Raw genomic sequence first — 26,045 nt, 5'->3', positions numbered from 1 at the left:
CGCGCCGTGCTCAAGAACACCCACTCCCCCCGTGAACTTAACCACCCCGGCTGCGGGGGTTTTTTTTTGTGTATTTTTGGGGGCCGGGCGCCCGCCGCGAAGCTGGTACATGATCAGATCGTAGGTCCACCGGGCTTTCGGCGTTGCCAGCTTCGCGGCTGACCCCGGCCCCACAAGCAGGTACTCGCACCTCTCAGGCATTGGACAGAGATTTTTGCCAATCAGATCTTACGGAAGCCCTAAAGCGCAGGAAGGTGCTGCCGTTATTGATATCAGCAGCGGTACTGCGGCCCCTACGGCACCTCCCACTGCACTCAGTACCGGTCAGGTTGAGCTGCCGGATCAAACGACAAAAAGGAATCCGAAATCATGGCACAAGTCATCAACACCAACATCATGTCGCTCAATGCTCAGCGCAACCTGAACACGAGCGGCAGCAGCCTGGCCACGTCGATCCAGCGCCTGTCCTCGGGCCTGCGCATCAACAGCGCCAAGGACGACGCCGCCGGCCTGGCCATCTCCGAGCGCTTCACCACCCAGATCCGCGGCCTGGACGTTGCCACCCGCAATGCCAACGACGGCATCTCGCTGGCACAGACCGCTGAAGGCGCAATGGTCGAAATCGGCAACAACCTGCAGCGTATCCGCGAGCTGGCTGTGCAGTCGTCCAACGCCACCAACTCCTCGACCGACCGCGAAGCGCTGAACTCCGAAGTCAACCAGCTGCTCAAGGAAATCGACCGCGTTTCCAACCAGACCAGCTTCAACGGTACCAAGTTGCTGGATGGCAGCTTCTCTGGCGCCCTGTTCCAGGTTGGTGCTGACGCCGGCCAGACCATCGGCATCAACAGCATCGTCGATTCCAACATCGACGCACTGGGCCGCGCTGGCTTCGCTGCCACCTCGACCTCGACCGCAGCACTGGCCTCCGGCGCAGCAACCGCCACCGGTTCGATCGGCGGCATGAGTGTCAACGGCATCGCCATCGAAACCGTCAAGGTCGCCGTCGGCGACACGGGCACCGACATCAGCAAGAAGGTTGCCGCAGCAATCAACGAGAAGATGGACCAGTCCGGCGTTTATGCTTCGCTGGACAGCTCCGGCAAGCTGAGCATGACCTCGGTCAAGGCCGGACAGGACTTCACCTTCACCGACGCCACCAAGACCGGCGCAGCCGGCCTGGCCTACTCGGGCGCGGGCATCACCGCAGGCACCGTGGCTGCCAACGCCGGCTCAGGCACCAAGTTCCTGAAGGACCTGGACATCTCCAGCGTCGGCGGTTCGCAGCAGGCCCTGGAAATCGTTGACAAGGCACTGACCGCGGTCAACAGCTCGCGTGCCGACATGGGTGCGATCCAGAACCGCTTCAGCTCCACCATCTCCAACCTGTCGACCACCTCGGAAAACCTGTCCGCCTCGCGTAGCCGCATCCGTGATGCCGACTACGCCAAGGAAACCGCCGAACTGACCCGCAACCAGATCCTGCAGCAGGCCGGTACCGCCATGCTGTCGCAGGCCAACAGCTCCACCCAGAACGTGATGAGCCTGCTGCGTTAAGCAAACTGCGGTGCCGGAACAACGGCACCGCCTTCGACGTCCCCGAAACCCCTGCCAGTTGGCGGGGGTTTCGCGTTTTTGCAACTCCTGCAGTCGGGGACGACCCGTATCGCGGCACGCCACTTGCATGGTCTGCACGGCAACCGTCGCCGTCTGCCTAAAGTTGCAGGGCAGGCGTGCCGATACAAGGGATAGCTGCACAGGCGTCCTTCCGCCTAGAACAAAGGAAACACAATGGCCACCTCCTCTCTCGCTGCTGTCGGCTCCGGCCTCGACATCCCGACCATCGTCGCCAAGCTGGTCGCCGCCGAGCGCAAGCCAGCCGACAATCGGATCAACTCGCAGGGCACGGCAGCCACTGCCAAACTGTCGGCGCTGGGCAACGTCAAGAGTTCGTTGAGTGGTCTGCAGTCGGCACTGGAGGCGATGGTCAAGAGTTCGGATATCCGTTCGTACAAAGCCACGGTCCCGGAAGGCTCGGGATTCAGCACAAGCATCATCACCGATGCCAGTACCGGTAAAACCCTCGCCACCGCTGGCACCTACAACGTTGAAGTACTGAGCCTGGCGACCACGCAAAAGCTGAGCTCCGGCGCGTTCACCGCCGATGCTGCGGTGGGTAACGGGACGCTGTCATTCGCCTGGGGCGACAAGACGCTGGACGTCGACATCGCCGAAGGCGCAACGCTGACGGAAGTCGCCGCGGCCATCAACAAGGCCGCCAACGGCAAAGGTGTCAACGCGACTATCATTACTGCCAGCGACGGCCAACACCTGGTGATGAACGCGGTCAATGCTGGCACCGACGGAGCACTGAAGGTGAGCGCCAGCGGCGGCAACGGCGGCCTGTCCGCGCTGACCTGGGACGGAAACGCCGGCGGCATGGCGCAGACCACCGCAGCCACCAACGCCAAGGTGAGTGTGGACGGCTTTCAGCGTGAATCCAGCAGCAATTCGATCACCGACATCATCCCCGGCATCACTCTCAACCTGAGCAAGGCAGAGGTTGGCACGACCCGCACGCTGACGGTGGCACAGGACAATTCGCCGCTGAAGATCAACCTGCAGGCATTCATCAGTGCCTACAACGCCACCACCAGCATGCTGAAGAGTGCGACCAGCTATGACGCCAAGAATGACAAGGCGTCCACGCTGACCGGCGATTCTATGATCCGCGGCCTGCAGCAGCAGATGCGCAGCCAGCTCAGCGCCAATGTCGTCGATCTGAAGGCGCTCGGCGTCGCCATCAACAAGGACGGTACGCTGAGCTTCAGCAGCAGCACCTTTGACAAGACCGTCGCAGAGAACCCGGGAGCGGCCGAGGCCCTGCTGGGTAGTAAAGGCAGCCTCTCCAGTGGCATGGCCAGCATGCTCAAGAGCAATTTGGACAGCACCGGCACCCTGACCCAGCGCACCGATTCGCTCAACAAGCAGATCAAGAAGCTTGAGAAGGACCTGGATGCACTGGATGCGCGCATGGAGAAGGTGTCCGAGCGCTACACCAAGCAGTTCACCGCGATGGACACGCTGGTCGCGGGAATGCAAAGCACCAGCAACTATCTGGCCCAGCAGCTCGCATCCAAGTCCTAGTAGTTGAGCGCTCACCGCGCTTAGTGACACTCATCCACCACCCAACCCACCGCTTTGACGACCATTTCGCGTAGCGGTTGAACCCAAGGAGTCCCATCCACATGTACGGTGCCAACCGCCACTATGCCGAGCAATACCGCAAGGTCGGGGTTTCAAGCCGCGTGATCGATGCGGACCCCCATCGCCTTGTCGCCCTGCTGCTCGAGGGCGCCGGTGAGCGCATCCGCCGCGCGGAAGCCTGCCTGGCCAGTGGCGATCAAGCGCTGAAGGGTAAGGCCATCGGTGAAGCCTGTGCCATCATTGGTCATCTCAACGGCTCGCTGGACCATGAGGCCGGCGGCGACGTGGCAGCCAATCTGTCATCGCTGTATGAGTACGTATTGCACCGCCTGACCGAGGGCAACCTCAACAACGACGTCAACGCCCTGCAGGAGTCGCTGTCGCTGATGAACGAAATCGAATCGGCTTGGAATGCCATTCCTGCGGAGCAGCGCGGCATGCCCACCGCCAGCGGTGCGCGTTGATGGCCAACACCGCCAGCCAGGCACTCGATGATCTGCACGCAGATCTGGATGCCCTGAAGAATGCCATCGACGCCGAAGATCATGATGGCGCAGAGCAGATTGTCGCCGCCCACGATCTGCGCCTGCGCAACTACATCCTGGACAATGGCGCCGCCGGAAGTGCCGATGCCCTGCAGGCACTGCTGGAAGAACAACGGGCCGTAACCGAGCGGATGCAGGATCTGCGCGACCAAGCCGCCCAGCACCTGCGCGCCGAGCGTCAATCCACCCGTGCGGCCAGCGCTTATCAACAGGCTGGAACCTTGGCATGAATCCCACCGGCATCGCCCACCCAGCAGAAACCGAGCTGTTCGACGACACACTCAGTTGCGAACTGTCGCTGCCCGCGGTGTTCGAAGCCGGTACCACGGTAAGGCGCCCAGGCAGTGCCGAAATGCTCCTGCGCAGCATCGCCTTGGTCGAAGACGCCCGCACCGCGGACGACAGCGACGAGCGCAACGACAACAGCCTGCAGCTGCAGCGGCTGGAGGCACGCCTGGATCTGACCCTGGTGCTGCTGGGGCGCCTGCTCCAGCGCGAGGCTCCGGTTGCAGCAGCCACCCAGCTGCGCTGGTCACGGCATGGCCTGCGCCTGCAGCGCGAACGGCTGGGCGGCTTCGCGGTCGGCACCCGGGGCGTCGTCAGTCTTCAGCCGGCCGAATGGCTTCCAGACGCCATTGAACTACCGGTCCTGGTTCTGGCCGAGGCTGATACAGCCCAAGGCCTGCAATTGTGGCTGCGTCTGGATACGCAGAACGATGCGTTGCTGGCAGCAGTTGAACGCCACTTGTTCCGCCTGCATCGCAAGCAGATTGCCGACAGTCGCCGCAACCGGTGAGCCTATTCCCACTCTGTGCTCTGGCGCCCGCCCCGCTGCTCCGCTAAGGTGCAGCCTTCTGTTATGACCCGGTCTCCTGTGCGCGTTCTTATTGTCGACGACCACACCTTGGTTCGTGCTGGGCTCACCCGGCTGCTGCAGACATTTGACGGGATCCAGGTGGTGGCCGAAGCCAGCAATGCCGAACAGGCATTGGAAATGGCGCTGTTTCATGTGCCTGACCTGATCCTGCTCGACCTGTCGCTACCCGGCCGCTCCGGGCTGGAAGCCTTGACCGATATCCGCCATCGGCTGCCGCATGCACGTGCAGTGATGATGTCGATGCACGATGACGCTGCACATGTACGTGACGCATTGGATCGCGGCGCCGTGGGCTTCCTGGTCAAGGATGCGGCCCCGGCCGAGCTGGAGCTGGCTCTGCGCGCCGCCCATGCTGGCCAGGTTTTTCTGAGTCCGCAGATCTCAGCAAAGATGCTTGCGCCGCTGATTGGCAGGGAACGGGCAACCGGCATTGGCGCGCTGTCGCCACGCCAGAAGCAGATCCTGCGACGCCTGGGCACCGGCCAGACCACCAAGGAGATCGCTGCTGACCTTGGTATCAGCATCAAAACGGTTGAAACCCATCGAGCACGAATGATGGAATCGCTGGGCTGCCGCCGCGCCAACGACCTGCTTCTGCTTGCACTCCGCCACGAAAACGACCTTGCTTGACGCTGGTACGCCAGTAAAAGCGAAGATACGTCACGAAATCGGAAAGCCGTCACCAACGGCTTGCAATCTATACAAATCAATGACTTGTAGAAATACCCTGATTGCAATGCGCCAATAAATCGACGCCGCGTAGGGGATTCACCTACAGAGCGTAGGGTTGGTTTTGACAGCTATAGGGCCAACACCTATTACCGCCCTGACATGAAGCACGCAAGATGCGTTCCACAACGCGGCCATCAACCGGCCGCAACGGGGAAACGCATGAAAGCCACACTCTCTGCCCAGCTGGGCCAGCAACTCCATCTCACGCCTGCTTTGCTGCAATCGATCCGATTGCTGCAGCTCAACGGCATGCAGCTGGAGCTGGAGGTCCGCCAGGCACTGGAGAGCAACCCGCTGCTGGAGTTGCAGGAGCCGGCAGAGGACGCACCAGCTTCGACCGATGCCGATGTTGCACAGTCGGAAACCGCAGCGTTTGATGAGCTCCCCGAAAGCAACCTGTGGGACGTTCCTGGTGCCAGCTGGAACGCCGACGACGAGGATCGCATGGCCCGCGTAGCGGCCGGCGAGTCCACCGATCCGCAGCTGCGCATTCTCAACGCCCTTGCTTACGAGTTGGACGATGCTGATCTGGCCGTGGTCAGCTTCTGGCTGGACCATTGCGATGAAGCCGGCTACCTGCTGGCCCCGCTGGCCCAGTTGACCCAGCTGGCCAGCGCCCGCCTGGACCGCAGCAGCGCCGATATCGAAGCCCTGCGCCAGCGACTGCTGCACGGCGAACCGGCCGGCATGGCCGCCGTCGACCTGCGCGAATGTCTACTCGCCCAACTCACTGCCCTACCCGGCCAGGTTCCGGCCCGCAATCTGGCGCGCCGCCTGCTCGACGCCGACATGCAACTGCTGGCCAACCATGACTATCCGGGCTTGTCCCGCGCCCTGGATGCCGAAGTAGAGGACGTCCAGGAGGCCTTCCGCCTGGTTCTGTCCTTGCAGCCCCGCCCGGGCGAAACCCTGCTGCCACAGCAGGAATTGAGCGTGATTCCGGACGTGGTCGCCTGGCACGCTGACGGCCAATGGCGGGTTGCACTGAATCCGGCCACCACGCCGCGCCTGGCCATCAACAGCAGCTACGAGCGGGTTGTCGCCGACAGCAGCGGCGAAGCGGCGCAACCCCTGCGCGACATGCTGCAGGAAGCGCGCTGGCTGACCCGCGGCCTGTCGATGCGCTACGACACCCTGCTGCGCACCGCACGCGTCATCATCGAGCGTCAGGCTGCCTTCCTGGTCAGTGGTGACGAGTGCATGGCGCCGTTGACCCTGAAGGAAGTGGCCGAGCTGATCGGCATGCACGAGTCCACCGTTTCGCGGATCACCTCCGGCAAGTACCTCCAGACCCCGCGCGGCACCTTTGAATTGAAGCACTTCTTCGCTGTGCGCCTGGAAGGCGCCAGCGTCTCCGGCCAGGCGGTCAAAGCCATGGTCAAGCGCCTGATCGATGCCGAACCGGTGGCCCGCCCGCTGGCCGACGAGGCCATTGCCGGCCTGTTGTCGCGCCAGGGAGTGAACATTGCACGCCGGACCGTCGCAAAATACCGCGAACAGCTTGATATCGCCCCGGCCCGCGAACGTCGCCGCCAGAGCAGCAAGCCCCAGCTGGCCCGTGTGGGCTGAGACCAAGGATTCCCATGAACAAGCTCACCGTAGTGCTGGTCGACGACCATGAAGGCTTCATCAACGCTGCCATGCGCCATTTCCGCAAGATCGACTGGCTGGAAGTAGTCGGCAGCGCCGCCAATGGACTGGAAGCGATCGAGCGCTCCGAAACGCTGCGTCCGCAGGTCGTGCTGATGGATCTGGCCATGCCGGAAATGGGCGGCTTGCAGGCAACGCGCCTGATCAAGACCCAGGACCAGCCGCCGTACATCGTGATCGCCAGTCACTTCGATGACGCAGAGCACCGCGAACATGCACTGCGCGCCGGTGCCGATAATTTTGTCAGCAAGCTGTCCTACATCCAGGAAGTGATGCCGATCCTGGAAGGACTCAAGGTACAAGAAGATGAGTGAATCACGCATTCTGGTGATCGACGCCGACGGCATGCGCGCCGAGCGCACCTTGGCCCTGCTCGAGTTCATGGACTTCAACCCGCGCTGGGTCAGCGAAGCGCAGGACATCGACATCAGTCGCCATCGCAGCAACGACTGGATGGCGGTGGTGGTCGGTGCGCTTGAAGATGCCGACCGTGCTGCTGGCTTTTTCACCTGGTTGGCGGGCACCTCGCTGCCGCCGCCGATCCTGTTGGCCGAAGGCGATCCGCTGGCTTTCTCGCGCCACTACGGCCTGCACGAAGCCAATGTCTGGCCGCTGGAGCAGCCGATGCGCCACGCGCAGATGGAAACGCTGCTGCGCCGGGCCAGCCTGAAACGACTGGACGCCGAACACCAGGCCGACAACGCCGGCGACAGCGGCCCGACCGGGCACAGCCCGGCGGTCACCGAGCTGCGCCAGCTGATCGAGCAGGTCTCCAATTTCGATACCACCGTGTTGGTGCTCGGCGAGTCAGGCACCGGCAAGGAAGTAGTCTCGCGCGCCATCCATCAGCGCTCGCCGCGCCGCGACGGACCATTCATCGCCATCAACTGCGGCGCGATTCCGCCGGATCTGCTGGAAAGCGAATTGTTCGGCCACGAAAAAGGCGCCTTCACCGGCGCGCTGAGTGCACGCAAAGGCCGCTTTGAAATGGCCGAAGGCGGCACCCTGCTGCTGGACGAAATCGGCGACATGAGCCTGCCGATGCAGGTCAAGTTGCTGCGCGTACTGCAGGAGCGCAGCTTCGAGCGCGTTGGCGGCAACCAGACCATCCGCTGCAATGTGCGGGTTATCGCCGCTACCCACCGCGACCTGGAATCGCGCATCGCCGATGGCAAGTTCCGCGAGGATCTGTTCTATCGCCTCAATGTATTCCCGATCGACGTGCCCGCCCTGCGTGAGCGTGCCAGCGATCTTCCTGTATTGGTTGAGACCATTGCCACCCAGTTGGCTCGCACCGGCCGTGGCGAAGTCCGCTTTGCTCCGGAAGCGCTGCAGGCGTTGGCCAGTTACGCCTGGCCGGGCAATGTGCGTGAGCTGACCAATCTGGTTGAGCGCCTGGCGGTGTTGCATCCCGGCGGCACCGTTCGTGTACAGGATCTTCCCAGCCGGTACCGTGGGGACCAGGCAAATCTGGCCACTGCAGCGGGCAGCGACGACGAGCGGCCGATGCTGCTTGGCAAGCTGGCCGCAACACCTGCGCAAGCTGCCAATCAAGCCACAGGCTTGATCAGCAAGATCACCGCGCCGGAAAGCAGCAACCAATTGCCCAGCGAAGGCATGGACCTGCGTGACCACATGGCCAGCATCGAGCTGAACCTGATCACTGAAGCACTGGAGCGCACCCAGGGCGTCGTCGCCCATGCCGCGCAACTGCTCGGCCTGCGGCGCACCACCCTGGTCGAAAAGCTCCGCAAGTACGGTATCGAGCGCGATTCTGCCGAAGCCACCGGCCCGTAAGCCATTTCAGCCGGCGAAACACTCGCCGGCCAGATCCCTCATCCACTACGCTGCGATGCACGCTTACGTGCGTCGGTGATGCGTGCTGCCCCCACCACGGCACGAGTCTTGCAGCGTCCGCACCAACACTCGCCGTCCTGCCTGCATATGAAGCCTGCCGTCAATGCAATGAAAGCCGTCATCCTTGCCGGAGGCCTGGGTACCCGCATCAGCGAGGAATCCCACCTGCGCCCAAAGCCAATGATCGAGATCGGCGGCAAGCCGATCATCTGGCACATCATGAAGCTCTATACCCACTTCGGCATCACCGATTTCGTGGTGTGTCTTGGCTACAAGGGCTATGTGATCAAGGAGTATTTCGCCAACTACTTCCTGCACATGTCCGATGTCACCTTCGACATGGCAGAGAACCGGATGCAGATCCACAACCGCAACGCCGAACCCTGGCGGGTGACGCTGGTGGATACCGGCGACAGCACTTCGACCGGCGGACGCTTGAAGCGCGCGCGTGAGTACCTGGGCAACGACACCTTCTGTCTTACCTACGGCGACGGTGTCGCCGACATCGACATCGCTGGCCTGATCGACTTCCATCGCAGCCATGGCCGCATGGCAACCGTGACCGCGGTGCAACCACCGGGCCGATTTGGAGCGCTGGACGTCAACGGCTCGCATGTCAGCGGCTTCAAGGAAAAGCCGCTAGGTGACGGCGCCTGGATCAATGGCGGCTTCTTCGTGCTGGAGCCAGGCGTATTCGACTACATCGACGGCGACACCACCACCTGGGAGCTGGAGCCGATGCGGCGGCTGGCCGAAGAAGGCCAGCTGATGTCCTTTCTGCATCACGGCTTCTGGCAGCCGATGGATACCCTGCGCGACAAGAGCCTGCTCGAAGAGCGCTGGTCACAGGGCAAGGCGGAGTGGAAGCTGTGGCAGTGAATCGGGACTTCTGGCGTGGCCGGCGGGTCTTTCTCACCGGCCATACCGGCTTCAAAGGTGGCTGGCTGGCACTGTGGCTGCAGCATATGGGCGCCCAGGTGCAGGGCTATGCCCTACCCGCTTGCGACGGCCCATCAATGTGGCAGGCGACTCGGCTTGGCGCGCTGATCGACAGTGAACTGGCCGACATCCGTGATGCCGAGCGCCTGAGCGCCGTACTGGCCAGGCAGCAACCCGAGCTGGTGTTGCACCTTGCCGCGCAGCCGCTGGTACGTGCGTCGTACCGGACCCCGGTTGACACCTGGACAACCAATGTCAGCGGCACGCTCAACCTGCTGGAAGCAGTGCGCAGATGCGACAGCGTCCGTGCGGTGCTGGTCGTCACCTCCGACAAGTGCTATGACAACCGCGAATGGGTATGGCCATACCGCGAGCAGGATGCGCTGGGTGGACACGACCCTTACAGCAGCAGCAAAGCTGCCGTTGAGTTGTTGTGCGCGTCCTGGCGTGCTTCCTACCTGCAGGCGCGAGGTGTCGCGCTGGCCACCGCACGCGCCGGCAACGTCATCGGCGGCGGCGACTGGTCGCCCGAACGCCTGCTACCCGACATCCTGCGCCAGTGGCAACAGCAACAACCTGTAACCCTGCGCTATCCCGGCGCCACCCGTCCGTGGCAGCACGTGCTTGAACCCTTGCACGGCTATCTATTGCTGGCACAGGCGCTGCTACAGCAGCAGGGAGGCGCGGATTCTGCCTGGAACTTCGGTCCGGATGCGGATGATGTCGCCACTGTCGGCACTGTCGTCGAGCAACTCGCGAAACTCTGGCCCGGCGAAGCAGACTGGCAAGTCGATGCCGCGCCGCAACCACACGAAGCAGGCTTATTGGCGCTGGATTCGGCCAAGGCACGGCACTTGCTTTCATGGAAACCATGCTGGTCGCTGCCACAGGCACTTGCTCAGACCGTGCGCTGGCATCAGGCATGGCAGGCCGACGCAGACATGCAGCAACACACCCTTACCCAGATTGAAGATTTCCAGAACAGCACGCAATGAATCACGATGAACTCCAACTGCGCCATCAGATTGCCGAACTGGTAGGGCAGTACGCCGACCGCCACCTGGCCCCGTCCGCCTTTGTCCCGGGCAGCGGCACGGTAGCGCCATCGGGCAAGGTGATCGGTGCCACCGAGCTGAAGTCGATGATGGAGGCAGTGCTGGATGGCTGGCTGACCACCGGCCGCTTCAACGACGCCTTCGAGAAGAAGCTGTCGCGCTACCTCGGCATACGCAATGTGTTGACCACCAATTCGGGTTCTTCGGCCAACCTGTTGGCATTCTCCACGCTGACCTCGCCGCGCTTGGGCGAACGCGCCATCGGCAAGGGCGATGAGGTGATTGGCGTCGCCGCGGGCTTCCCGACCACGGTCAACCCGATTCTCCAGTGTGGCGCCGTACCGGTGTTCGTCGACGTCGAACTTGGCACCTACAATGTCAACGCCGAGTTGATCGAAGCAGCCATCACCCCGCGCACCCGCGCGATCATGCTCGCCCACACCTTGGGCAATCCGTTCAACCTGGGCGTGGTACGCGAACTGTGTGACCGCTATGGCCTGTGGTTGATCGAGGATTGCTGCGACGCACTCGGCTCTACCTACAACGGCAAACTGGTCGGCAGCTTCGGCGATATCGGCACACTGAGCTTCTACCCGGCTCACCACATCACCATGGGTGAAGGTGGCGCGGTGTTCACTGGCTCTCCGCGACTGAAGCGGATCATTGAATCGTTCCGCGATTGGGGCCGCGACTGCTACTGCGCGCCCGGCACCGACAACACCTGCGGGCAGCGCTTTGACTGGCAGCTCGGTGGACTGCCCGAAGGCTACGACCACAAGTACACCTACTCGCACCTTGGCTACAACCTGAAGATCACCGACATGCAGGCCGCCTGTGCGTTGGCACAGATGGACCGCCTGGAAGGCTTCATCGCCGCGCGCAAACGCAACTTCGCTTGGTTGCATGAACGCCTTTCGGGCAGCACCGAACAGTTGGTTCTTCCGCATGCCACACCCGGCAGCGACCCGTCATGGTTCGGCTTCCCGATCACCCTGCGTGATGGCTGCGGCGTCCTGCGCGAAGATCTGCTACGTCATCTGGACAGCCACAAGATCGGAACCCGCCTGCTGTTTGCCGGCAACCTGACCCGCCAGCCTTACATGCAGGGCCAGAACTACAGGGTCAGCGGCGAGCTGCCGGTGACCGACAAGGTCATGAAAGACACCTTCTGGATCGGCCTGTGGCCGGGCCTGAGCGAAGACCACCTTGAACACGCCGCAAGCCAGATCGAAAACTGGCTTAAAAAAGGAACACAGCGATGAATGATGCACGCTCCCCATCTGCACCAGAGGCCTTGTTCGACCGGCCGCTGTTCGTGCTGGAGATGGCCAACAACCATATGGGCGACGTGGCCCACGGTGTCGCGCTGATCCGTGCCTTTGCCGACGTTTGTCGTGACTTCCCGTTCCGCTTTGCCTTCAAGTTGCAGTACCGCGACCTGGATACGTTCATCCACCCGGCAATGCGTGGACGCGACGACCTGAAGTACATCAAGCGTTTCAGCGAGACACGGCTGTCACGTGCACAATTTGATGCGCTGGTCGCCGAGATCCGCAATTGCGGATTCCTGTGCCTGTCCACGCCGTTTGACGAGGCTTCGGTCGCAGTGATCGAAGCGCAGGATCTGGATGCGATCAAGATCGCCAGCTGCTCCATGAGCGATTGGCCCCTGCTGGAGCGCGTCGTGCAGACACAGCGCCCACTGATCGTTTCAACCGCGGGCTCGACGCTGGAGGAGCTGGACCGACTGGTCAGCTTCCTCACCCATCGCCAGAAGGACTTCGCCATCCTGCACTGCGTTGGCGAGTACCCCACCGCCGATGCCAACATGCATCTGTCGCAGGTGGATTTCCTGCGCCGCCGCTATCCGGGCGTGCGGGTCGGCTTCTCTACCCACGAAAACCCCGACAACACCGATATCGTCAAGATCGCATTGGCCAAGGGCGCGCGGATTTTCGAGAAGCACGTTGGTCTTCCTACCGATCAGTATCCCCTCAACGCCTACTCGGCCTCCCCCGAACAGGTGCGTCGCTGGTTGCAGGCGGCACAGCAGACCCTGCTGCTGTGCGGTGAAGGCGATAACCGCCTGCCATTCAACGCCTCCGAGAGCGCCAGCTTGCGTTCACTCCGCCGCGGCGTGTTCACCCGTCGCCCGATCGCTGCCGGCGAGGTTGTGCAAGCCGCTGACGTGTACTTCGCCTTCCCTCCCGAGGATGGCCAGTACACCGCCAACGACTGGTCAAAGTACGCCAGCTTCACCGCCACCCATGACATCGCCGCCGATGCCGGACTGGGGCCGGCCAACAGCGATCGCCGCGACACCCGCGACAAGGTCTGGGACATCGTCCAGGACGTACGCGCACAGCTTGCTGGCAGCCACGTGGTGGTGCCGGGCCGGGTAGATCTGGAGATCTCGCACCACTACGGGCTTGAGCGCTTCCACGAGGTGGGCATGGCCATGCTTACCGTGGTCAATCGCGGCTATTGCAAGAAACTGCTGATGCTGTTGCCCGGTCAGCTGCATCCAGAGCAGTACCACCAGCGCAAGGAAGAAACCTTCCATGTGTTGCATGGCGAACTGGTACTGAAGCTCGATGGTGTGGAGCGCCAATGCAAGCCTGGCGATGTGGTCACCGTTGAACCTGAAGTGCGCCACGCCTTCCACAGCGATGGCGGCGCCATCATCGAAGAACTGTCATCCACGCACTTCAGCAACGACTCGTTCTATACCGATGAGGCAATCAATGCCAATCGGAATCGCAAGACCCTCTTGAGCTATTGGATGGATTGACGTGGCTAGCCCCTATCGTGTTGCCGACTACATTGCCGACTTCATCGCAGCGCTTGGCGTAGGACATGTGTTCCTGCTGCCAGGCGGCGGTGCCATGCACCTCAACGACGCGGTCGGCAAGCACCCTGAGCTGGAAGTGGTTGCCTGCCATCATGAGCAGGCCGCAGCGATTGCAGCCGAAGCTTACTGCCGCATCAACGAAAACCTCGGCGTGGCCATGGTCACCACTGGCCCAGGTGCAACCAATGCGGTTACCGCCGTTGCCGGCGCGTGGATCGAATCGGTGCCGCTGTTGGTGATCTCCGGCCAGGTCAAACGCGCCGACCTGTTGCGCGGGGCGGCACTGCGCCAGAAGGGCGTGCAGGAGGTCGACATCGTCAGCGTGGTGGCGCCGATAACCAAATACGCGATCACCATTGAAAAGCCCGAAGACATCCGTCGCGAGTTGGAGCGCGCCGTATTTCTGGCCCGTGATGGCCGCGCCGGGCCGGTCTGGATCGACGTGCCGTTGGACGTCCAGGGTGCGCCGATCGACCCATCGGCACTGTCTGGCTGGCGGGCCGAGCTAGCCGACGCGCATCCGCTGGACCCGGCCGCACTGGCGCAAGTGCGCAAGCTCCTTGAAGGTGCGCAGCGCCCTCTCATCCTTGCTGGGCATGGCGTACGCCTGAGCGGTGCCGCTGTTGCCTTCCGTAAATTGGTTGAAACCCTCGGGGTTCCGGTGGTCAGCACCTGGAATGCGATGGATCTGCTGCCATACGAACACCCGCTGTTTGTTGGCCGGCCAGGCGTCGTCGCACTACGTGCGCCCAACTTCGCCATCCAGAATGCAGACCTGCTGATCAGCATCGGCTGTCGCCTGGACAACATCATCACTGCCTATGCGCCGCGCGACTTCGCCCGCAATGCGCACAAAGTGGTGGTTGACGTCGACAGCAACGAAATCGCCAAGCTCGACATGCCCATCGATGTGGCCATCACCAGCGACGCCGCGCAGTTCATCACCGCGCTGGCCGCCACCATGGGAGCGGATGAGGTTCGTCGTCCTGCCTGGCTGCAACGCTGCCACGATTGGAAAGCGCGCTATGGAGTAAACGACGGGATGCCGTTCGCTGCTGATGGCCCGATCAGTCACTTCCAGTTTGCCGATGCACTATCTGAAGCCGTTCCCGCAGACACCCTGGTCAGCACCGGCAGCTCCGGGCTTGCAGTAGAAGTGTTCTATACGGTGTTCCGCAACCGACCCGGGCAGCGCGTGTTTCTTACCTCTGGCCTTGGCGCCATGGGCTATGGCCTGCCCGCCTCCATTGGCGCCTGTTTCGCAAATGGAAGCAAGCCCATGGTTGCGGTCGAGAGCGATGGCAGCCTGCAGCTGAACATCCAGGAGCTGGCCACCTTGCGCGGCTTCAACCTGCCAATCTGCCTGATAGTGATGAACAACGGTGGCTACGCGTCGATACGCAACACCCAACGGAACTACTTCGAAGGCCGATACGTCGGTACGGGCCCTGAAGCCGGACTGTGGATGCCTGACCTGCAGGAGCTGGCACGCGCCTATGAACTTCCGTTCAAGCGCATCCGTGATGCTGCCGAGCTGAGCACCGGGCTGGCTGAAGCCATTGCCCAGTCCGGCCCGATGATCGTGGAAGTGATGCTTCTCAATGACGAAGTGTTGAGCCCGAAGGTTGCAGCCATACCTCAGGCCGACGGCTCGATGGCCTCGATGCCACTGGAAGACATGAGCCCGTTGCTGCCACTGGTGGTGCTGGAGGCGGAGATGAACGGCAATACCAGCCCCGTTTCGCGCAAGGTGCGGCAAGCCTGATGCGCCGCGGCTTTCTGTCTGAATTTTCATCTGGGAGATACCCGTGGCCTCGATAGCCCGCCACTGCGTCTGCTGCGGCGCTACGCATGTCGCCCGCTCACCGGCCGTGCTCATGCCGTTTGTTGCCAAACGGGTGTTCGACTGGGATGTGGTGGACGTCACTGCCGAGTGGGGGCTGCGTGACTTGCCCCCAGGCCGTGCCTACGCAGTTTGCAACACCATCTACTGTAACGACTGCACCGCGCTGTTTCTCGATCTTCGCTTCAATGACGAGGAGCTGGGACGTCTGTATGCCGACTATCGCGGCGAGGCATACACGCGATTGCGCGATGCACTGGAGCCCGGTTATGCAGAACGCAACAGCAAGCTGCTGGCTGGAGCAGACTATGTGCCGCAGGTTGAACGCTTCCTGCTGGGTTGCATGCCGCCGCCTGTTCGGATTCTGGATTTCGGTGGTGATACCGGCATCAACACGCCATTTCGCGGGCGTGCGGAGGCTCAACATATCCTCGACATATCCAACCGCCCCTTGGTAGCCGGTGCAGTCCGCGTCGATGCTGCGCTTGCCGCTACCCAACACTACGACCTGGTGGTGCTCAGCGAGGTGTTGGAACACGTCCCACAACCGTTTGAGCTGCTGCAGCAGGTGGTGGCGCTGATGGACAGCCAGAGTGTGCTCTACCTCGAGGTCCCCTTCGAACGCCTGATGTGCACACTGGAGTCTGAACCACAGCGCTGGACCGAGAAACGTCATTGGCACGAACACATCAACTTCTTCTCGCGCGAGAGCCTGCGTCGCCTGCTGGCCCGCTGCGGGCTGGACCCGATTCTCATGGACGTACTGGATATCGACGTTGGTAATGGCCCGGCCCAGGTTTTTGCAGTAGCGGCAAAGCGTCCGTCAGGAAATTGAACTTGAGCTGGAGCAAGGCCATGCATAGCCTGGACATCATCATTCCAACCTACAACTACGGGCACTTCATAGACCAGTGCCTGGAGTCGGTGCGGGCGCAGACCTTCACTGATTTTTCGGTGCTGGTAATCGACAATGCGTCCGAAGACGATACCGCATCGGTGGTCGAACGCCACCGGCGCAGCGATTCGCGCATCCACTATGTGCGTAATGCCAGCAACATCGGGCCTGCCCCATCGGTGAACAAGGCCTACGGCATGACCTCAGCGCGGTACTGGGTACTGCTGTGCGCCGATGATTACTGGCAGCCAGACTTTCTCGAGGCCACCGTGCGCGACGGCCTCATGGCGCACCCGCAGTGCGGTTTTGCTTACAGCCGTTTCAGCCGATTGGTTGGTGATCGGCTGATACCAGAGATGGCCCACATGGCCCCGGAGCTGGACAGCGGCGTGCATTGGTTGATGGACTATCTGTGCTTCACCAACTGGATAGCGCCTTCGTACTGCGTGATGGACCGCCAACGCTACGATGCAGTCGGTGGCACAGCCCGCGCCGCCCAGCGCTTCCAACCGCCGGGCTCACTCCGTCGCGGCAGTTTGGGTGATCACTACAACGTAGCGCGGTTGGCAGCCTGCCATCCTGGCTACGCCGTGCAGGATCGGCTGGGCGTCTACCGCGTGCACGGTGAAAGCGACACAGCGAGTACCGGCCATCAGCTGATCGAAGAAATCGTCTTGTTATACGATCAGATATTCTTTGACAACGATCTGTTTTCTGACAGCCACCGCTATCTGGCAAAGATCAACCAGATTGGCAGGCTGCTCACCGAAACGGGCTTGGCCCGCACTGCATTCGAGCTCATGCGCAACCCGCGCACCGCTGGTTTGTTGGGCGACAAGCGACGCGACATCCTGCGGACTTTCGCACGGACCCTACCCAAGCTGCGATACGACTCGGCAACTCCCCTGCGTGGACACGGACTTCTTGAGCACCCGGAGAACATCGAGCGTCTGCGCGATCTCGCCGAGCGCCCCTTCAACGAATGGCCGACGCTCGCCTTCTGAGTATCGCCGAAGCAATCTGATGAAAACCCATATCCTGTTCGACTTCGATGGCACCCTGGTTGACTCCGCACCGAGCGTGCTCGCGGCCTTCGCCAAAGTGCTGCAGACCCACGCGCTGACGCCGTGTCGTGCCATCGACCCCAGTCTGATCGGCCCACCGCTACGGCCGACGTTGGAAGCCTTGAGCGGACAGCGTGACCCCGTGCTGCTGGACGCGCTGAGCGCAAGCTTCCGCGAGATCTACGACGGACAGACCTGCTTGTCCACGCCAGCCTATGCGGGTTGGCAGGAAGTGTTGCAGGCGCTGCGGGAGCAAGGCCTGGTGCTGTCCATCGCTACCAACAAGCGCCTGCGACCGACGCTGCAGATCCTCGACGCGCTGGGCTGGAGCGGGCACTTTGGCGCCATCTACGCCAACGATTCCCACCCGGGCCTCTACACTGACAAAGCCGGAATGATCGCTGCGCTGATGAGCGCGCTCGACATCGTGCCAACGGCGGCCATTTACATTGGTGATACCGAGCAGGATGGAAACGCAGCTGCCGCCAATGGTGTGGAATTCTGGCCGGTAAACTGGGGGTACGGTGATTTCCCTGCAGCATCCACGCCGCTGGCCACGCCATGGCAGGTGACAGAGCGTTTGGCAGGCCTGCGCGCATGACCACGCGGAAGTCACTGATTGGCCTGTACGACGAACTGAGCGGTATTCCGAAGACCCTCGACGGTTACCGTTCCATCCAGTCACGCCCCAACGCCGGCGACCTCGTCTATACCGTACCGGCAACCCTGCTTGGTGCGGCCCCTGCTGATTTTGATGTGTGGATGTTCGGCGAGCTGTCGCCAGAAGCCTGCAACGAGCGCTATTCGCGCCTGATGTTGTTTCTGCCGTGCCGGCTGACCAGTCCCGGAATGAACAATGGCTGGGATGCCGAAACCTATCGGCGGGTGACACGCTTCATCCGACGGCTGAAAATACCAGTGATATCCGCTGCCGAATCGGTAATGACCGATAGCAACGACTACATCCGTGATTTCCATCGACAACTGCCAGAGCACATCGTCGACTACCTACGGGCATTGTCCGAGCAATGCGTCAGCATCGGCGCGCGCGGCGAGTACTCAGCACAGGTGATCCGTAACCTGGGCATCAAGAACGTCGAGCCGGTGGGCTGCGCTTCGTTGATGGTCAACGGCCCGGAACTGCAGCCAAACCTGTTGCAGCGCAAGCCGTTTGAGGATGTACGCGAAATCGCGCTGGGCTACACCAACAACACCTATGGCGACACGTCGCTGATCAGATCGATGCTGCAGGTGGCCGCCGATCAAGGACACTACTTCGTTGAACAACATTTCTCGTTGCTGACCAAACTGCTGTACTGGCCGCAGACGCTTGAGCAACGAGACTTGGAGAAGGGCCAAAAGCTCTATCAGGGCCTTGCCCAGGTCAACCGCCTGCTGCAACAGCGCCGCATCCGCTACTTCACCCACTATGGCCTGTGGGACGCTTTCTGCCGGAACCTGGACTTCATGTATGGCTCCCGCCTGCACGGCGGAGTGATGGCGATCAATGCTGGTGTGCCGAGCTATTTCATCTCACAGGACGCGCGCGTGCGCGAGGTGTGCGAGTTGTACCACCTGCCTTGGACCAGCGAGGAGGATATCCATGCCCGTGGCATCGATGTGCGGCGTTTCTATGAAGACGCTGACTACAGCGATGCCTGCCGGGTGTATCCTCAGCGCTACCGTGACTATCTTGATTTCCTTCAGCGCAATGGCGTGCAGCCACGCCTTGATGCGGAAGGCCGCGTGGCGTTGGATTTACCGCCGCCAGCAGCGGAGGTTATGGATGAAGGCAATGCAGGCCATACATTCTCTGAGCATGGGCTGACGCTGGTCAGCGACTTGCTGCGCGGTGCTGATGCTGGGCAGTCATTCAGTGACGTGCAGCTGGCCTGGTTCGGCCAAGCCGTGCATCAACCTGGAATTGCCGCCGGACCATCGACGATCACCTCAGCGCCCAGCATGAGCCTGAGTAACCGAACTGTCAGCCAGGATATACAGCGGGTTGCCTCACTGATGCCTGATTTGAGCGCATTGCGCGGTCGCCACCTGATCATCGCCGGCGGCACTGGCTTCTTCGGTAAATGGGTGCTGGCACTGTGCGATTGGCTCAATCTGCAGGGATGGTGCCTGCAGGTCACCGTGATCTGCCGCAATCCTGACGGCTTCCTCAAGAAGGAGCCCTACTATCGCCAGCAGCGTTGGCTGAACTGGCTCTCTGCCGACATCCGTGACTTGCCAATTGCCAACCTGCGCGCCGATTTTCTGCTGCACGCTGCCGTAGACAGTTCGGCCGCCGGCCAGGCCGACCGCTTGAACATGCTGGACATGCTCTACCAAGGCACCCGTCAGTTGCTCGATCTAGCCGCGCGCAGTGGCGTAGGCCGGGTGTTGCTCACCGGTTCCGGCGCACAGTATGGCAACACGCCGCAGGACCGGGGCTGGATGGAGTCCAGCGCCAATGCCTGTGCCAGCCATGACGCGCGTAACGCTTACGGCGAAGGCAAGCGCATGCAGGAAATGCTGGCGGCGATTTATGCCGACCGCCATGACTTCGATGTCGTGCACACGCGTGGCTTCGCCTTCGCCGGCCCAGGCTTGCCGTTGAGCACGCATTTCGCCATCGGCAACTTCGTCCGTGATGCCCTGTACCGCGATGCGATCGTGCTGAATTCGGCCGGAGAAGCGGTTCGAAGCTATCTGCATGGCGCTGATCTGGCCGCCTGGTTACTGTCCCTGCTGGTCAAGGGAAAGTCTGGGGAGGTCTACAACGTTGGTTCGGATGAGCCTGTCAGCATTGCTGATTTGGCGGTACGCATTGGCGGCCGTTTGTCGCCGCACAAACCGGTGCGGATTCTGGGGCAGCCCAGTGGCGAACGTTCTTTCTACGTGCCAGATATCGACAAGGCACGCACATTGGGCCTGGAAGTGTGGACTTCGCTCGATCAAGCCATCGACAGCATGGGGCAATGGGCAGGCGTGAGGTCAACCGGATGACAATGAATCTCCAGCAAGATGAAACACCATGCGCCGCAAATGCCTGCGTTACGGACTGGACTTCCATAGCAGGAGGACGCTGCCTTGGAGTGCCCTGGAAGGTGGGAATTGCGGGGTTCAGTCTAGTCGACCAACAGGCGTTTCTCATCGGAGATGCGGACTGGGAAATCCTGGGTACCCAGCTGCCGTTCGAACCGCTGGCGCGCTACGGCCTGGGCAACGGCCTGCAGTTCGAGCGTGTGTCTGATGCAGGTGTCGCCGCGTTCGATGCGGTACTCCTCATAGCACTCGAACGCCCGGCCCGACCTCGCCTGCTCGTTCCGGCGGAACTGCGCCGGTATCTGTTGGTACGCAGCGCCACCGAGCGCGCCGCTGTAGTGGACGAAAGCACCTTCATTACGTTGTTTCTCCCGTCCGCCCAACCCTTCAACGACGAAAGGCTGGTTTACACAAGTCCAGCTATCGAGTTCCGGCTGCACGACGCAGAGCCCTCACCACTGGCAGGCGGCGTAGCCGAGCCGCGAGCACCGTCCGCCGAATACCGGCCGGACAACTACTTCCGTTCGGCCGATTTCTGGATCAATGGACTGACCGCCGCCATCGCTGCGGATGCCGCAACGGTGCGCGGGATTGCGCCGCCGTTGCTGAGCGTCATCATTCCAACTTACAACCACGGACGCTATCTGCGCCAATGTATCGAGTCGGTGCTCGACCAAGGCGTGGACAACATTGAAATCCTGGTACTGGACAACGCATCCACTGACGCAACTCCCGAAGTCATGGCCGCATTCGCCGTCGAGCCTCGCGTGCGCTACATGCGTAACCGCCACAACTGTGGTGCTGGCCACAACTGGAGGAGCGGCCTCTGGATCGCCCAAGGCCGCTATTTCACTTTTTTGTCGGCCGACGATCACCTCAATCCAGGCCACCTGACGCGCCTGCTGTCCACGCTGCAGAACCAGCCGCATGCAGCCGTCGGCTACTCCGGTATTCGCTGGATCGACAGCCAGGGAAACGCGTTGACCCAGCCGCGCCATCCCGGATACCGGGATGCCAGCTATATCGGTGGGCGTAACGAAGTCGCCGACCTGCTGGTCCACGATTGCTACATGACGCCCTCCGCCGTCATCTACCAACGTGAAGCCTTCCGCAAAACCTGGCGCCCGGCCAAGATTCACGGAGCAGGCGACTGGGAAATGGTCCTGCAGATGGCCGAGCAGTATCCCGACTTCGTCTATGTCAATACACCAGGCGTCAGCTACCGCTGGCATGGCGAACAACATTCCAGCCAGTTTTATGCTTCAAGCGCACCGTTGGCTGACCACCTGACCATCATCGAAGGCGTCTTCGAGCGCGGCACGCAGGATCGACTCCGAGGCCGTGAGTACGATGTCGCCGAGCACATCGAGCGACGCCTGTCGCTGTACCCGGGCGAGCGCTCCTCGCCCTTGGGCAAACGCGCACGGCAGATGATAGACCGCATGGAAGCACTCGCGGCCGAACATGATGCTCCCTTCTTTTCCGTCATTGTTACCACCTGGAACCGCCCCGCCCTGCTCACCCAAGCACTGGCAAGCCTCCACGCGCAAACGTTCGCCGACTTCGAAGTGGTGCTGGTCAACGACTGCGGCGAGTCGGTCGAGCACCTGCTCGGCGCACACCCTTTGCCGCTGAGCTACCTGCGGCAGGGACGCAACGGTGGCCCGGCCGCAGCCCGCAATGCCGCCCATCGGCTGGCACGCGGTCGTTATCTGGTCTACCTGGACGATGATGATCTGTATCTGCCCAATCACCTGCAGACGCTTGCCGATGCGTTGCACATCTATCCGGACGAAGTGGTCTACAGTGACGCGTTGTTTGTTACCGAGCGCATCGACGGTAATACCCGCCAGGTGCTGGCCGAAGAGCGGCGTTACCCGCACGCTCACTATTCGTACGAACGTTTGTCCGTAGACAACTACATACCCGTCAATACATTCGCTTGGCCTCGTGCGCTTGCCGCTGAGGTCGGCGGCTTCGACGAACGCCTGCAGGGACTGGAGGACTGGGACTTCCTGTTGCGCCTGGCTGCGCGCGTACGCTTCAATCACGTACGCCAGGAAACCGTCCAGGTGCGGATGCGTGCAGAGGTCCAGGCCGAGCCCGATGAGCGCCGCTCCGTGCAGGCACTCACGCACTACCCAGCCCTATACCAGAAAATCTACGCCCGCCATTCGGACCTTGACGCCGAAATCGTGCGCAGCGGCCGTGCCGATCGATTGAGGCAGCTCGGCATCTACCCTGCGCAGACACCCGAAACCCTGATCGACACCTGGCGCGCGGCGCGCGTGCCAACGCCGGCGCAGCGTCACCTGTGCGAACGGCGCATGCACGATGTCGGGGCGCCGCCCAAGCTATGCGTGCTGCTGCGCAGCCCGGACGGAGATACCGCGGCTGTTCAACGCAGTATCGCCAGCCTCCTTGGCGACGACGGCATGCCTGAAGGCTTGCAGATAGTGGTATTGACTGGCGGCGCTATGGAGGCGATGTGCGCTGCCATGGCTGACCATCAGATACGGGTGCTGGGTTCGGCCGGCGATTCACTGGAAGCCATCCTGGATGAGATTCTCGCCGGCACCGCGGTGGACTGGCTGCTGCTGATCAACAGCGGCGACGAGTTCACCCCGGGAGGTCTTTTGCAACTGCGGCTGCGGCTTGCCGAACAACCGCAGCTCCGGGCGCTGTTCGCCGACGGTTGGTACCGTGATCAGCACGGTTCACTGGCACCCATGCTGCGTCCGGACCTCAATCTGGACCTGTTGCTGGGCAACCCGTCAATGCTCGCTTCGCATTGGATATTCCAGCGCAAGGCCGCATTCGACGTCGGCGGCTTCGACCGCACTGCCGGTGATGCCGCAGAGCTGGATCTGATCCTGCGGCTGATCCATGCCGGCGGCTTCGACGGCATCGCACATCTGCCGGAGCCATTGCTGACCTGCCCGCCGCCCCGGTTTGACGGCCAGGCCCAGCAGCGCGCCATCCTTGCTCACCTGCGCGCACGCGGCTATGCCAACGCAACTGCGGAAACCATGGATGGCGGCCCGTATCGCATCGACTATGGCCACGGCCAGCAGCCAACGGTTTCACTGCTGGTGATCGTGTCCAATGACACTACGTTGGGCGCGCTTGAGCGTTGCGTCGTATCGGTACTCGAAAAGACGCGCTATGCCCGCTACCAGCTGGTGCTGGTCGACAACGGTGCCGCGGACGAGGTGCGGAACTGGATGCAACAAGTCGAACTGTTGGCCGCTGATCGGGTGCTGGCGTTCGCTTTCGATCCACCTTTGCCACATGCCGCTGCCTGTAATCTTGCTGCCACCCAGGCCGATGGGGAGTTCCTGCTGTTCCTGCGACCGGAAGTGGCGGTACTGCAACCACATTGGCTGGACGAGCTGTTCAATCACGGTCTGCGGCCGGAAGTTGGGGTGGTAGGTGCCAAGACCATTTCCGGCGAAGGCAAAGTCAGTCACGCTGGACTGGTGCCGGGCCTGCTTTCCAGCGGCGGCCATGCATTCTCCGGCACGGCCATCGATGCGCCTGGCTATATGAACCGCCTGCAGGTGGCGCAGCAGTATTCGGCGGTTTCCGATAGCTGCCTGTTGATCGCCAAGACATTGTTCGCTGAACTTGAGGGCTTCGATCACGCCAGCTTCGCCGACGAAGCCGCCGACATTGATCTGTGCCTGCGTGCGCGTGAACTTGGCTACCTCACCGTGTGGACGCCACACGCAATGCTGCTGCATTCAACCGAGCACAAGCCATTGGCAGAACGCGCAGGCGACGAACTGCTCGGCCGCTGGCTGCCAGCCCTCGCCCTCGATCCAGCCTACAACCCCAGCCTGCGTCTGGATATCGCTGGCGGCTTCCGCCTCGGCGAATCCGACTTCTCGTGGAAGCCGCTGCCGTGGCGGCCAATACCGCGAGTATTGGCGCAGCCCGCCGATCCGTGGGGCAGCGGCCAATACCGCGTCATCCAGCCGTTCGAGGCCTTGAAGGCCGAGGGCCACATCGAAGGTGCGCTCTATTCAACCCTGCTCGATCCCGTCGAACAGGCGCGTATTGATCCGGACGTGGTGATCCTGCAGCGCCGCGTCGGCGAGGAAGACCTGCACAAGATACAACGCATGGGCCGCTACTCGTCCGCACTCAAGATCTACGAGTTGGACGACTACCTGCCCAACTTGCCAGCCAAGAGCGCGCACCGTGAGCATATGCCGCGTGACGTGCTGCGTAGTCTGCGCAAGGCAATGGGCTTTGTGGATCGTTTCGTGGTGTCCACCCCGGCGATGGCCGAGGCATTTGCTGGCCTGCATCCGGATATCCGCATCACCCCCAATCGACTGCCGGTGAATTGGTGGAAGCAGCTACCGTTGGTCCGTCGCGAAGACAGCCCACGTCCTCGGGTTGGCTGGGCCGGCGGCCTGGGTCATACCGGCGATCTGGAGATGATTGCCGATGTCGTCAGCGAATTGGCGCAGGAGGTGGACTGGGTGTTCTTCGGCATGTGTCCGGATCGCCTGCGTCCGTATATCGCCGAATTCCACCCGGGCGTGGATATCGCGCTGTATCCACGCGCTTTGGCGCAGTTGCAGCTCGACCTGGCCATTGCGCCATTGGAGGAGAATCGCTTCAACGCGTGTAAGAGTAATCTGCGTCTGCTCGAATACGGTGCCTGCGCGGTACCGGTGGTCTGCAGTGATGTCGGCCCCTACCGGGACCCTGCCCTGCCAGTCACCCGCGTGCGTAACCGACACCGCGAATGGGTGGGCGCCATCCGCGAACATCTGGCCGATGCCGACGCACGTCGCCAGGCTGGCGAGGCATTGAAGGCTGTGGTCCACCGTGACTGGATGCTTGAAGGTGCCGGCTTGGATGAGTGGCGCGTCGCCTGGTTGCCCTGATCTACCCCCCGCCTCCATATGTGAAGACGGCCGCCGGTGCTCGGGCGGCCGTCTTCGTTCAGGTGCCTGCGAATCCACTGCCGGAGGCATGAGCTCAATTTCGCGTGTCGGAAAGCCGACACACACTTCACGTCAGCGCGACGTATTCACGAACATCAAGGCCTTCACGGTTCCGGCACGCAACTTGCAGCTGTCCCATCAGCTCCCCCACACGTTGCCCGGAACCCCGCACGATGTCCCACTCCATCACCTCTGTTCTCTCCCAGATCCGCACGCTGCAGAACCAGGTCGGGCAAGCCGCGCCGATCGGTGATGTGCCGCGCAGCAACGCGATCCAGGGGCTGGCCGAAGGCAATGCCGTTGCCGCGCCGTCGTTCAGCAAGGCCTTGCAGGGCGCCATCCAGGGCGTCAACGAAGCACAACAGAAGTCCGGTCAACTGGCTGCCGCATTCGAGCGTGGCGATGCCAATGCCGACCTGGCCAAGGTCATGGTCGCCTCCCAACAGTCCTCGCTGGCGTTCCGCGCCACCGTGGAAGTCCGTAACCGTCTCGTCCAGGCTTACCAGGACGTGATGAACATGCCGCTGTAAGGA

At 62.1% G+C, this 26,045-nt stretch carries 20 protein-coding genes; all 20 read left to right on the top strand.

Going from position 1 to position 26,045, the window contains the following annotated elements; genetic code table 11:
• Positions 1-369: 369 nt before the first annotated feature.
• The 20 genes from ACVOLL_RS02115 to fliE all read left to right on the top strand — a co-directional run bounded on the left by ACVOLL_RS02115 (position 370) and on the right by fliE (position 26,042).
• Complete coding sequence (locus ACVOLL_RS02115) at positions 370-1,557, top strand: flagellin (protein WP_481511360.1); 1,188 nt, start codon at positions 370-372, stop codon at positions 1,555-1,557.
• A gap of 234 nt (positions 1,558-1,791) precedes the next feature.
• Positions 1,792-3,147 (top strand): flagellar filament capping protein FliD, encoded by a 1,356-nt coding sequence (gene fliD, locus ACVOLL_RS02110; RefSeq protein ID WP_481511359.1) that lies wholly within the window; start codon positions 1,792-1,794, stop codon positions 3,145-3,147.
• Positions 3,148-3,248: 101 nt separating this feature from the next.
• Positions 3,249-3,671: a flagellar export chaperone FliS gene (gene fliS, locus ACVOLL_RS02105; RefSeq protein WP_481511358.1), complete on the top strand. Its 423-nt coding sequence runs from the start codon at positions 3,249-3,251 to the stop codon at positions 3,669-3,671.
• Positions 3,671-3,982 carry a hypothetical protein gene (locus ACVOLL_RS02100; RefSeq protein ID WP_481511357.1) on the top strand — a complete coding sequence of 104 codons (312 nt, stop codon included), beginning with the start codon at positions 3,671-3,673 and terminating at the stop codon, positions 3,980-3,982. The genes fliS and ACVOLL_RS02100 overlap by 1 nt, the downstream gene beginning before the upstream one ends.
• Positions 3,979-4,548, top strand: coding sequence for a PilZ domain-containing protein (locus tag ACVOLL_RS02095; protein WP_481511356.1), 570 nt, complete (start codon positions 3,979-3,981; stop codon positions 4,546-4,548). Before ACVOLL_RS02100 ends, ACVOLL_RS02095 begins: the two co-directional genes overlap by 4 nt.
• A gap of 78 nt (positions 4,549-4,626) precedes the next feature.
• Positions 4,627-5,259, top strand: coding sequence for a response regulator (locus ACVOLL_RS02090; protein WP_481511371.1), 633 nt, complete (start codon positions 4,627-4,629; stop codon positions 5,257-5,259).
• Positions 5,260-5,520: 261 nt separating this feature from the next.
• Positions 5,521-6,930, top strand: a complete 1,410-nt coding sequence (gene rpoN / locus ACVOLL_RS02085) for an RNA polymerase factor sigma-54 (protein ID WP_481511355.1) — start codon at positions 5,521-5,523, stop codon at positions 6,928-6,930.
• 14 nt (positions 6,931-6,944) lie between these two features.
• A complete protein-coding gene (locus ACVOLL_RS02080; protein ID WP_313172108.1) occupies positions 6,945-7,325 on the top strand; it encodes a response regulator in 381 nt (126 codons plus the stop codon).
• Complete coding sequence (locus ACVOLL_RS02075) at positions 7,318-8,808, top strand: sigma-54 dependent transcriptional regulator (protein WP_481511354.1); 1,491 nt, start codon at positions 7,318-7,320, stop codon at positions 8,806-8,808. Before ACVOLL_RS02080 ends, ACVOLL_RS02075 begins: the two co-directional genes overlap by 8 nt.
• A 168-nt stretch (positions 8,809-8,976) precedes the next feature.
• Positions 8,977-9,747 (top strand): glucose-1-phosphate cytidylyltransferase, encoded by a 771-nt coding sequence (rfbF, locus tag ACVOLL_RS02070; protein WP_481511353.1) that lies wholly within the window; start codon positions 8,977-8,979, stop codon positions 9,745-9,747.
• Complete coding sequence (rfbG, locus tag ACVOLL_RS02065) at positions 9,744-10,802, top strand: CDP-glucose 4,6-dehydratase (RefSeq protein WP_481511352.1); 1,059 nt, start codon at positions 9,744-9,746, stop codon at positions 10,800-10,802. Before rfbF ends, rfbG begins: the two co-directional genes overlap by 4 nt.
• Entirely contained in the window at positions 10,799-12,124 is a 1,326-nt protein-coding gene (rfbH, locus tag ACVOLL_RS02060) for a lipopolysaccharide biosynthesis protein RfbH (protein ID WP_481511351.1), read from the top strand. Before rfbG ends, rfbH begins: the two co-directional genes overlap by 4 nt.
• On the top strand, positions 12,121-13,653 hold the full coding sequence (locus ACVOLL_RS02055; RefSeq protein WP_481511350.1) for an N-acetylneuraminate synthase family protein: 1,533 nt from the start codon (positions 12,121-12,123) through the stop codon (positions 13,651-13,653). The genes rfbH and ACVOLL_RS02055 overlap by 4 nt, the downstream gene beginning before the upstream one ends.
• Before the next feature lies 1 nt (position 13,654).
• Positions 13,655-15,478: a thiamine pyrophosphate-binding protein gene (locus ACVOLL_RS02050; protein WP_481511349.1), complete on the top strand. Its 1,824-nt coding sequence runs from the start codon at positions 13,655-13,657 to the stop codon at positions 15,476-15,478.
• A 43-nt stretch (positions 15,479-15,521) separates the two neighbouring features.
• On the top strand, positions 15,522-16,391 hold the full coding sequence (locus tag ACVOLL_RS02045) for a class I SAM-dependent methyltransferase (RefSeq protein WP_481511348.1): 870 nt from the start codon (positions 15,522-15,524) through the stop codon (positions 16,389-16,391).
• Between the two features lie 20 nt (positions 16,392-16,411).
• Complete coding sequence (locus ACVOLL_RS02040) at positions 16,412-17,455, top strand: glycosyltransferase family 2 protein (RefSeq protein WP_481511347.1); 1,044 nt, start codon at positions 16,412-16,414, stop codon at positions 17,453-17,455.
• Between the two features lie 19 nt (positions 17,456-17,474).
• Positions 17,475-18,116 carry an HAD family hydrolase gene (locus ACVOLL_RS02035; protein WP_481511346.1) on the top strand — a complete coding sequence of 214 codons (642 nt, stop codon included), beginning with the start codon at positions 17,475-17,477 and terminating at the stop codon, positions 18,114-18,116.
• Positions 18,113-20,512 carry an NAD-dependent epimerase/dehydratase family protein gene (locus ACVOLL_RS02030; protein ID WP_481511345.1) on the top strand — a complete coding sequence of 800 codons (2,400 nt, stop codon included), beginning with the start codon at positions 18,113-18,115 and terminating at the stop codon, positions 20,510-20,512. Before ACVOLL_RS02035 ends, ACVOLL_RS02030 begins: the two co-directional genes overlap by 4 nt.
• Positions 20,513-20,613: 101 nt before the next feature.
• Entirely contained in the window at positions 20,614-25,452 is a 4,839-nt protein-coding gene (locus ACVOLL_RS02025) for a glycosyltransferase (RefSeq protein ID WP_481511344.1), read from the top strand.
• A 233-nt stretch (positions 25,453-25,685) separates the two neighbouring features.
• Positions 25,686-26,042: a flagellar hook-basal body complex protein FliE gene (gene fliE, locus ACVOLL_RS02020; protein ID WP_481511343.1), complete on the top strand. Its 357-nt coding sequence runs from the start codon at positions 25,686-25,688 to the stop codon at positions 26,040-26,042.
• The last annotated feature ends 3 nt before the right edge of the window (positions 26,043-26,045 follow it).

This window comes from Stenotrophomonas sp. STEN035 (assembly GCF_056759935.1).
The sequence above is the reverse complement of the archived record's forward strand: the minus strand, read 5'-3'. Positions and strand labels throughout refer to the sequence as shown.

Bases quoted from the DNA above. Each gene is read 5' to 3' on its own strand.
- ACVOLL_RS02115 (WP_481511360.1), top strand. From the start codon at position 370: ATGGCACAAGTCATCAACACCAACATCATGTCGCTCAATGCTCAGCGC.
- fliD (WP_481511359.1), top strand. From the start codon at position 1,792: ATGGCCACCTCCTCTCTCGCTGCTGTCGGCTCCGGCCTCGACATCCCG.
- fliS (WP_481511358.1), top strand. From the start codon at position 3,249: ATGTACGGTGCCAACCGCCACTATGCCGAGCAATACCGCAAGGTCGGG.
- ACVOLL_RS02100 (WP_481511357.1), top strand. From the start codon at position 3,671: ATGGCCAACACCGCCAGCCAGGCACTCGATGATCTGCACGCAGATCTG.
- ACVOLL_RS02095 (WP_481511356.1), top strand. From the start codon at position 3,979: ATGAATCCCACCGGCATCGCCCACCCAGCAGAAACCGAGCTGTTCGAC.
- rpoN (WP_481511355.1), top strand. From the start codon at position 5,521: ATGAAAGCCACACTCTCTGCCCAGCTGGGCCAGCAACTCCATCTCACG.
- ACVOLL_RS02080 (WP_313172108.1), top strand. From the start codon at position 6,945: ATGAACAAGCTCACCGTAGTGCTGGTCGACGACCATGAAGGCTTCATC.
- ACVOLL_RS02075 (WP_481511354.1), top strand. From the start codon at position 7,318: ATGAGTGAATCACGCATTCTGGTGATCGACGCCGACGGCATGCGCGCC.
- rfbF (WP_481511353.1), top strand. From the start codon at position 8,977: ATGAAAGCCGTCATCCTTGCCGGAGGCCTGGGTACCCGCATCAGCGAG.
- rfbH (WP_481511351.1), top strand. From the start codon at position 10,799: ATGAATCACGATGAACTCCAACTGCGCCATCAGATTGCCGAACTGGTA.
- ACVOLL_RS02055 (WP_481511350.1), top strand. From the start codon at position 12,121: ATGAATGATGCACGCTCCCCATCTGCACCAGAGGCCTTGTTCGACCGG.
- ACVOLL_RS02040 (WP_481511347.1), top strand. From the start codon at position 16,412: ATGCATAGCCTGGACATCATCATTCCAACCTACAACTACGGGCACTTC.
- ACVOLL_RS02035 (WP_481511346.1), top strand. From the start codon at position 17,475: ATGAAAACCCATATCCTGTTCGACTTCGATGGCACCCTGGTTGACTCC.
- ACVOLL_RS02030 (WP_481511345.1), top strand. From the start codon at position 18,113: ATGACCACGCGGAAGTCACTGATTGGCCTGTACGACGAACTGAGCGGT.
- fliE (WP_481511343.1), top strand. From the start codon at position 25,686: ATGTCCCACTCCATCACCTCTGTTCTCTCCCAGATCCGCACGCTGCAG.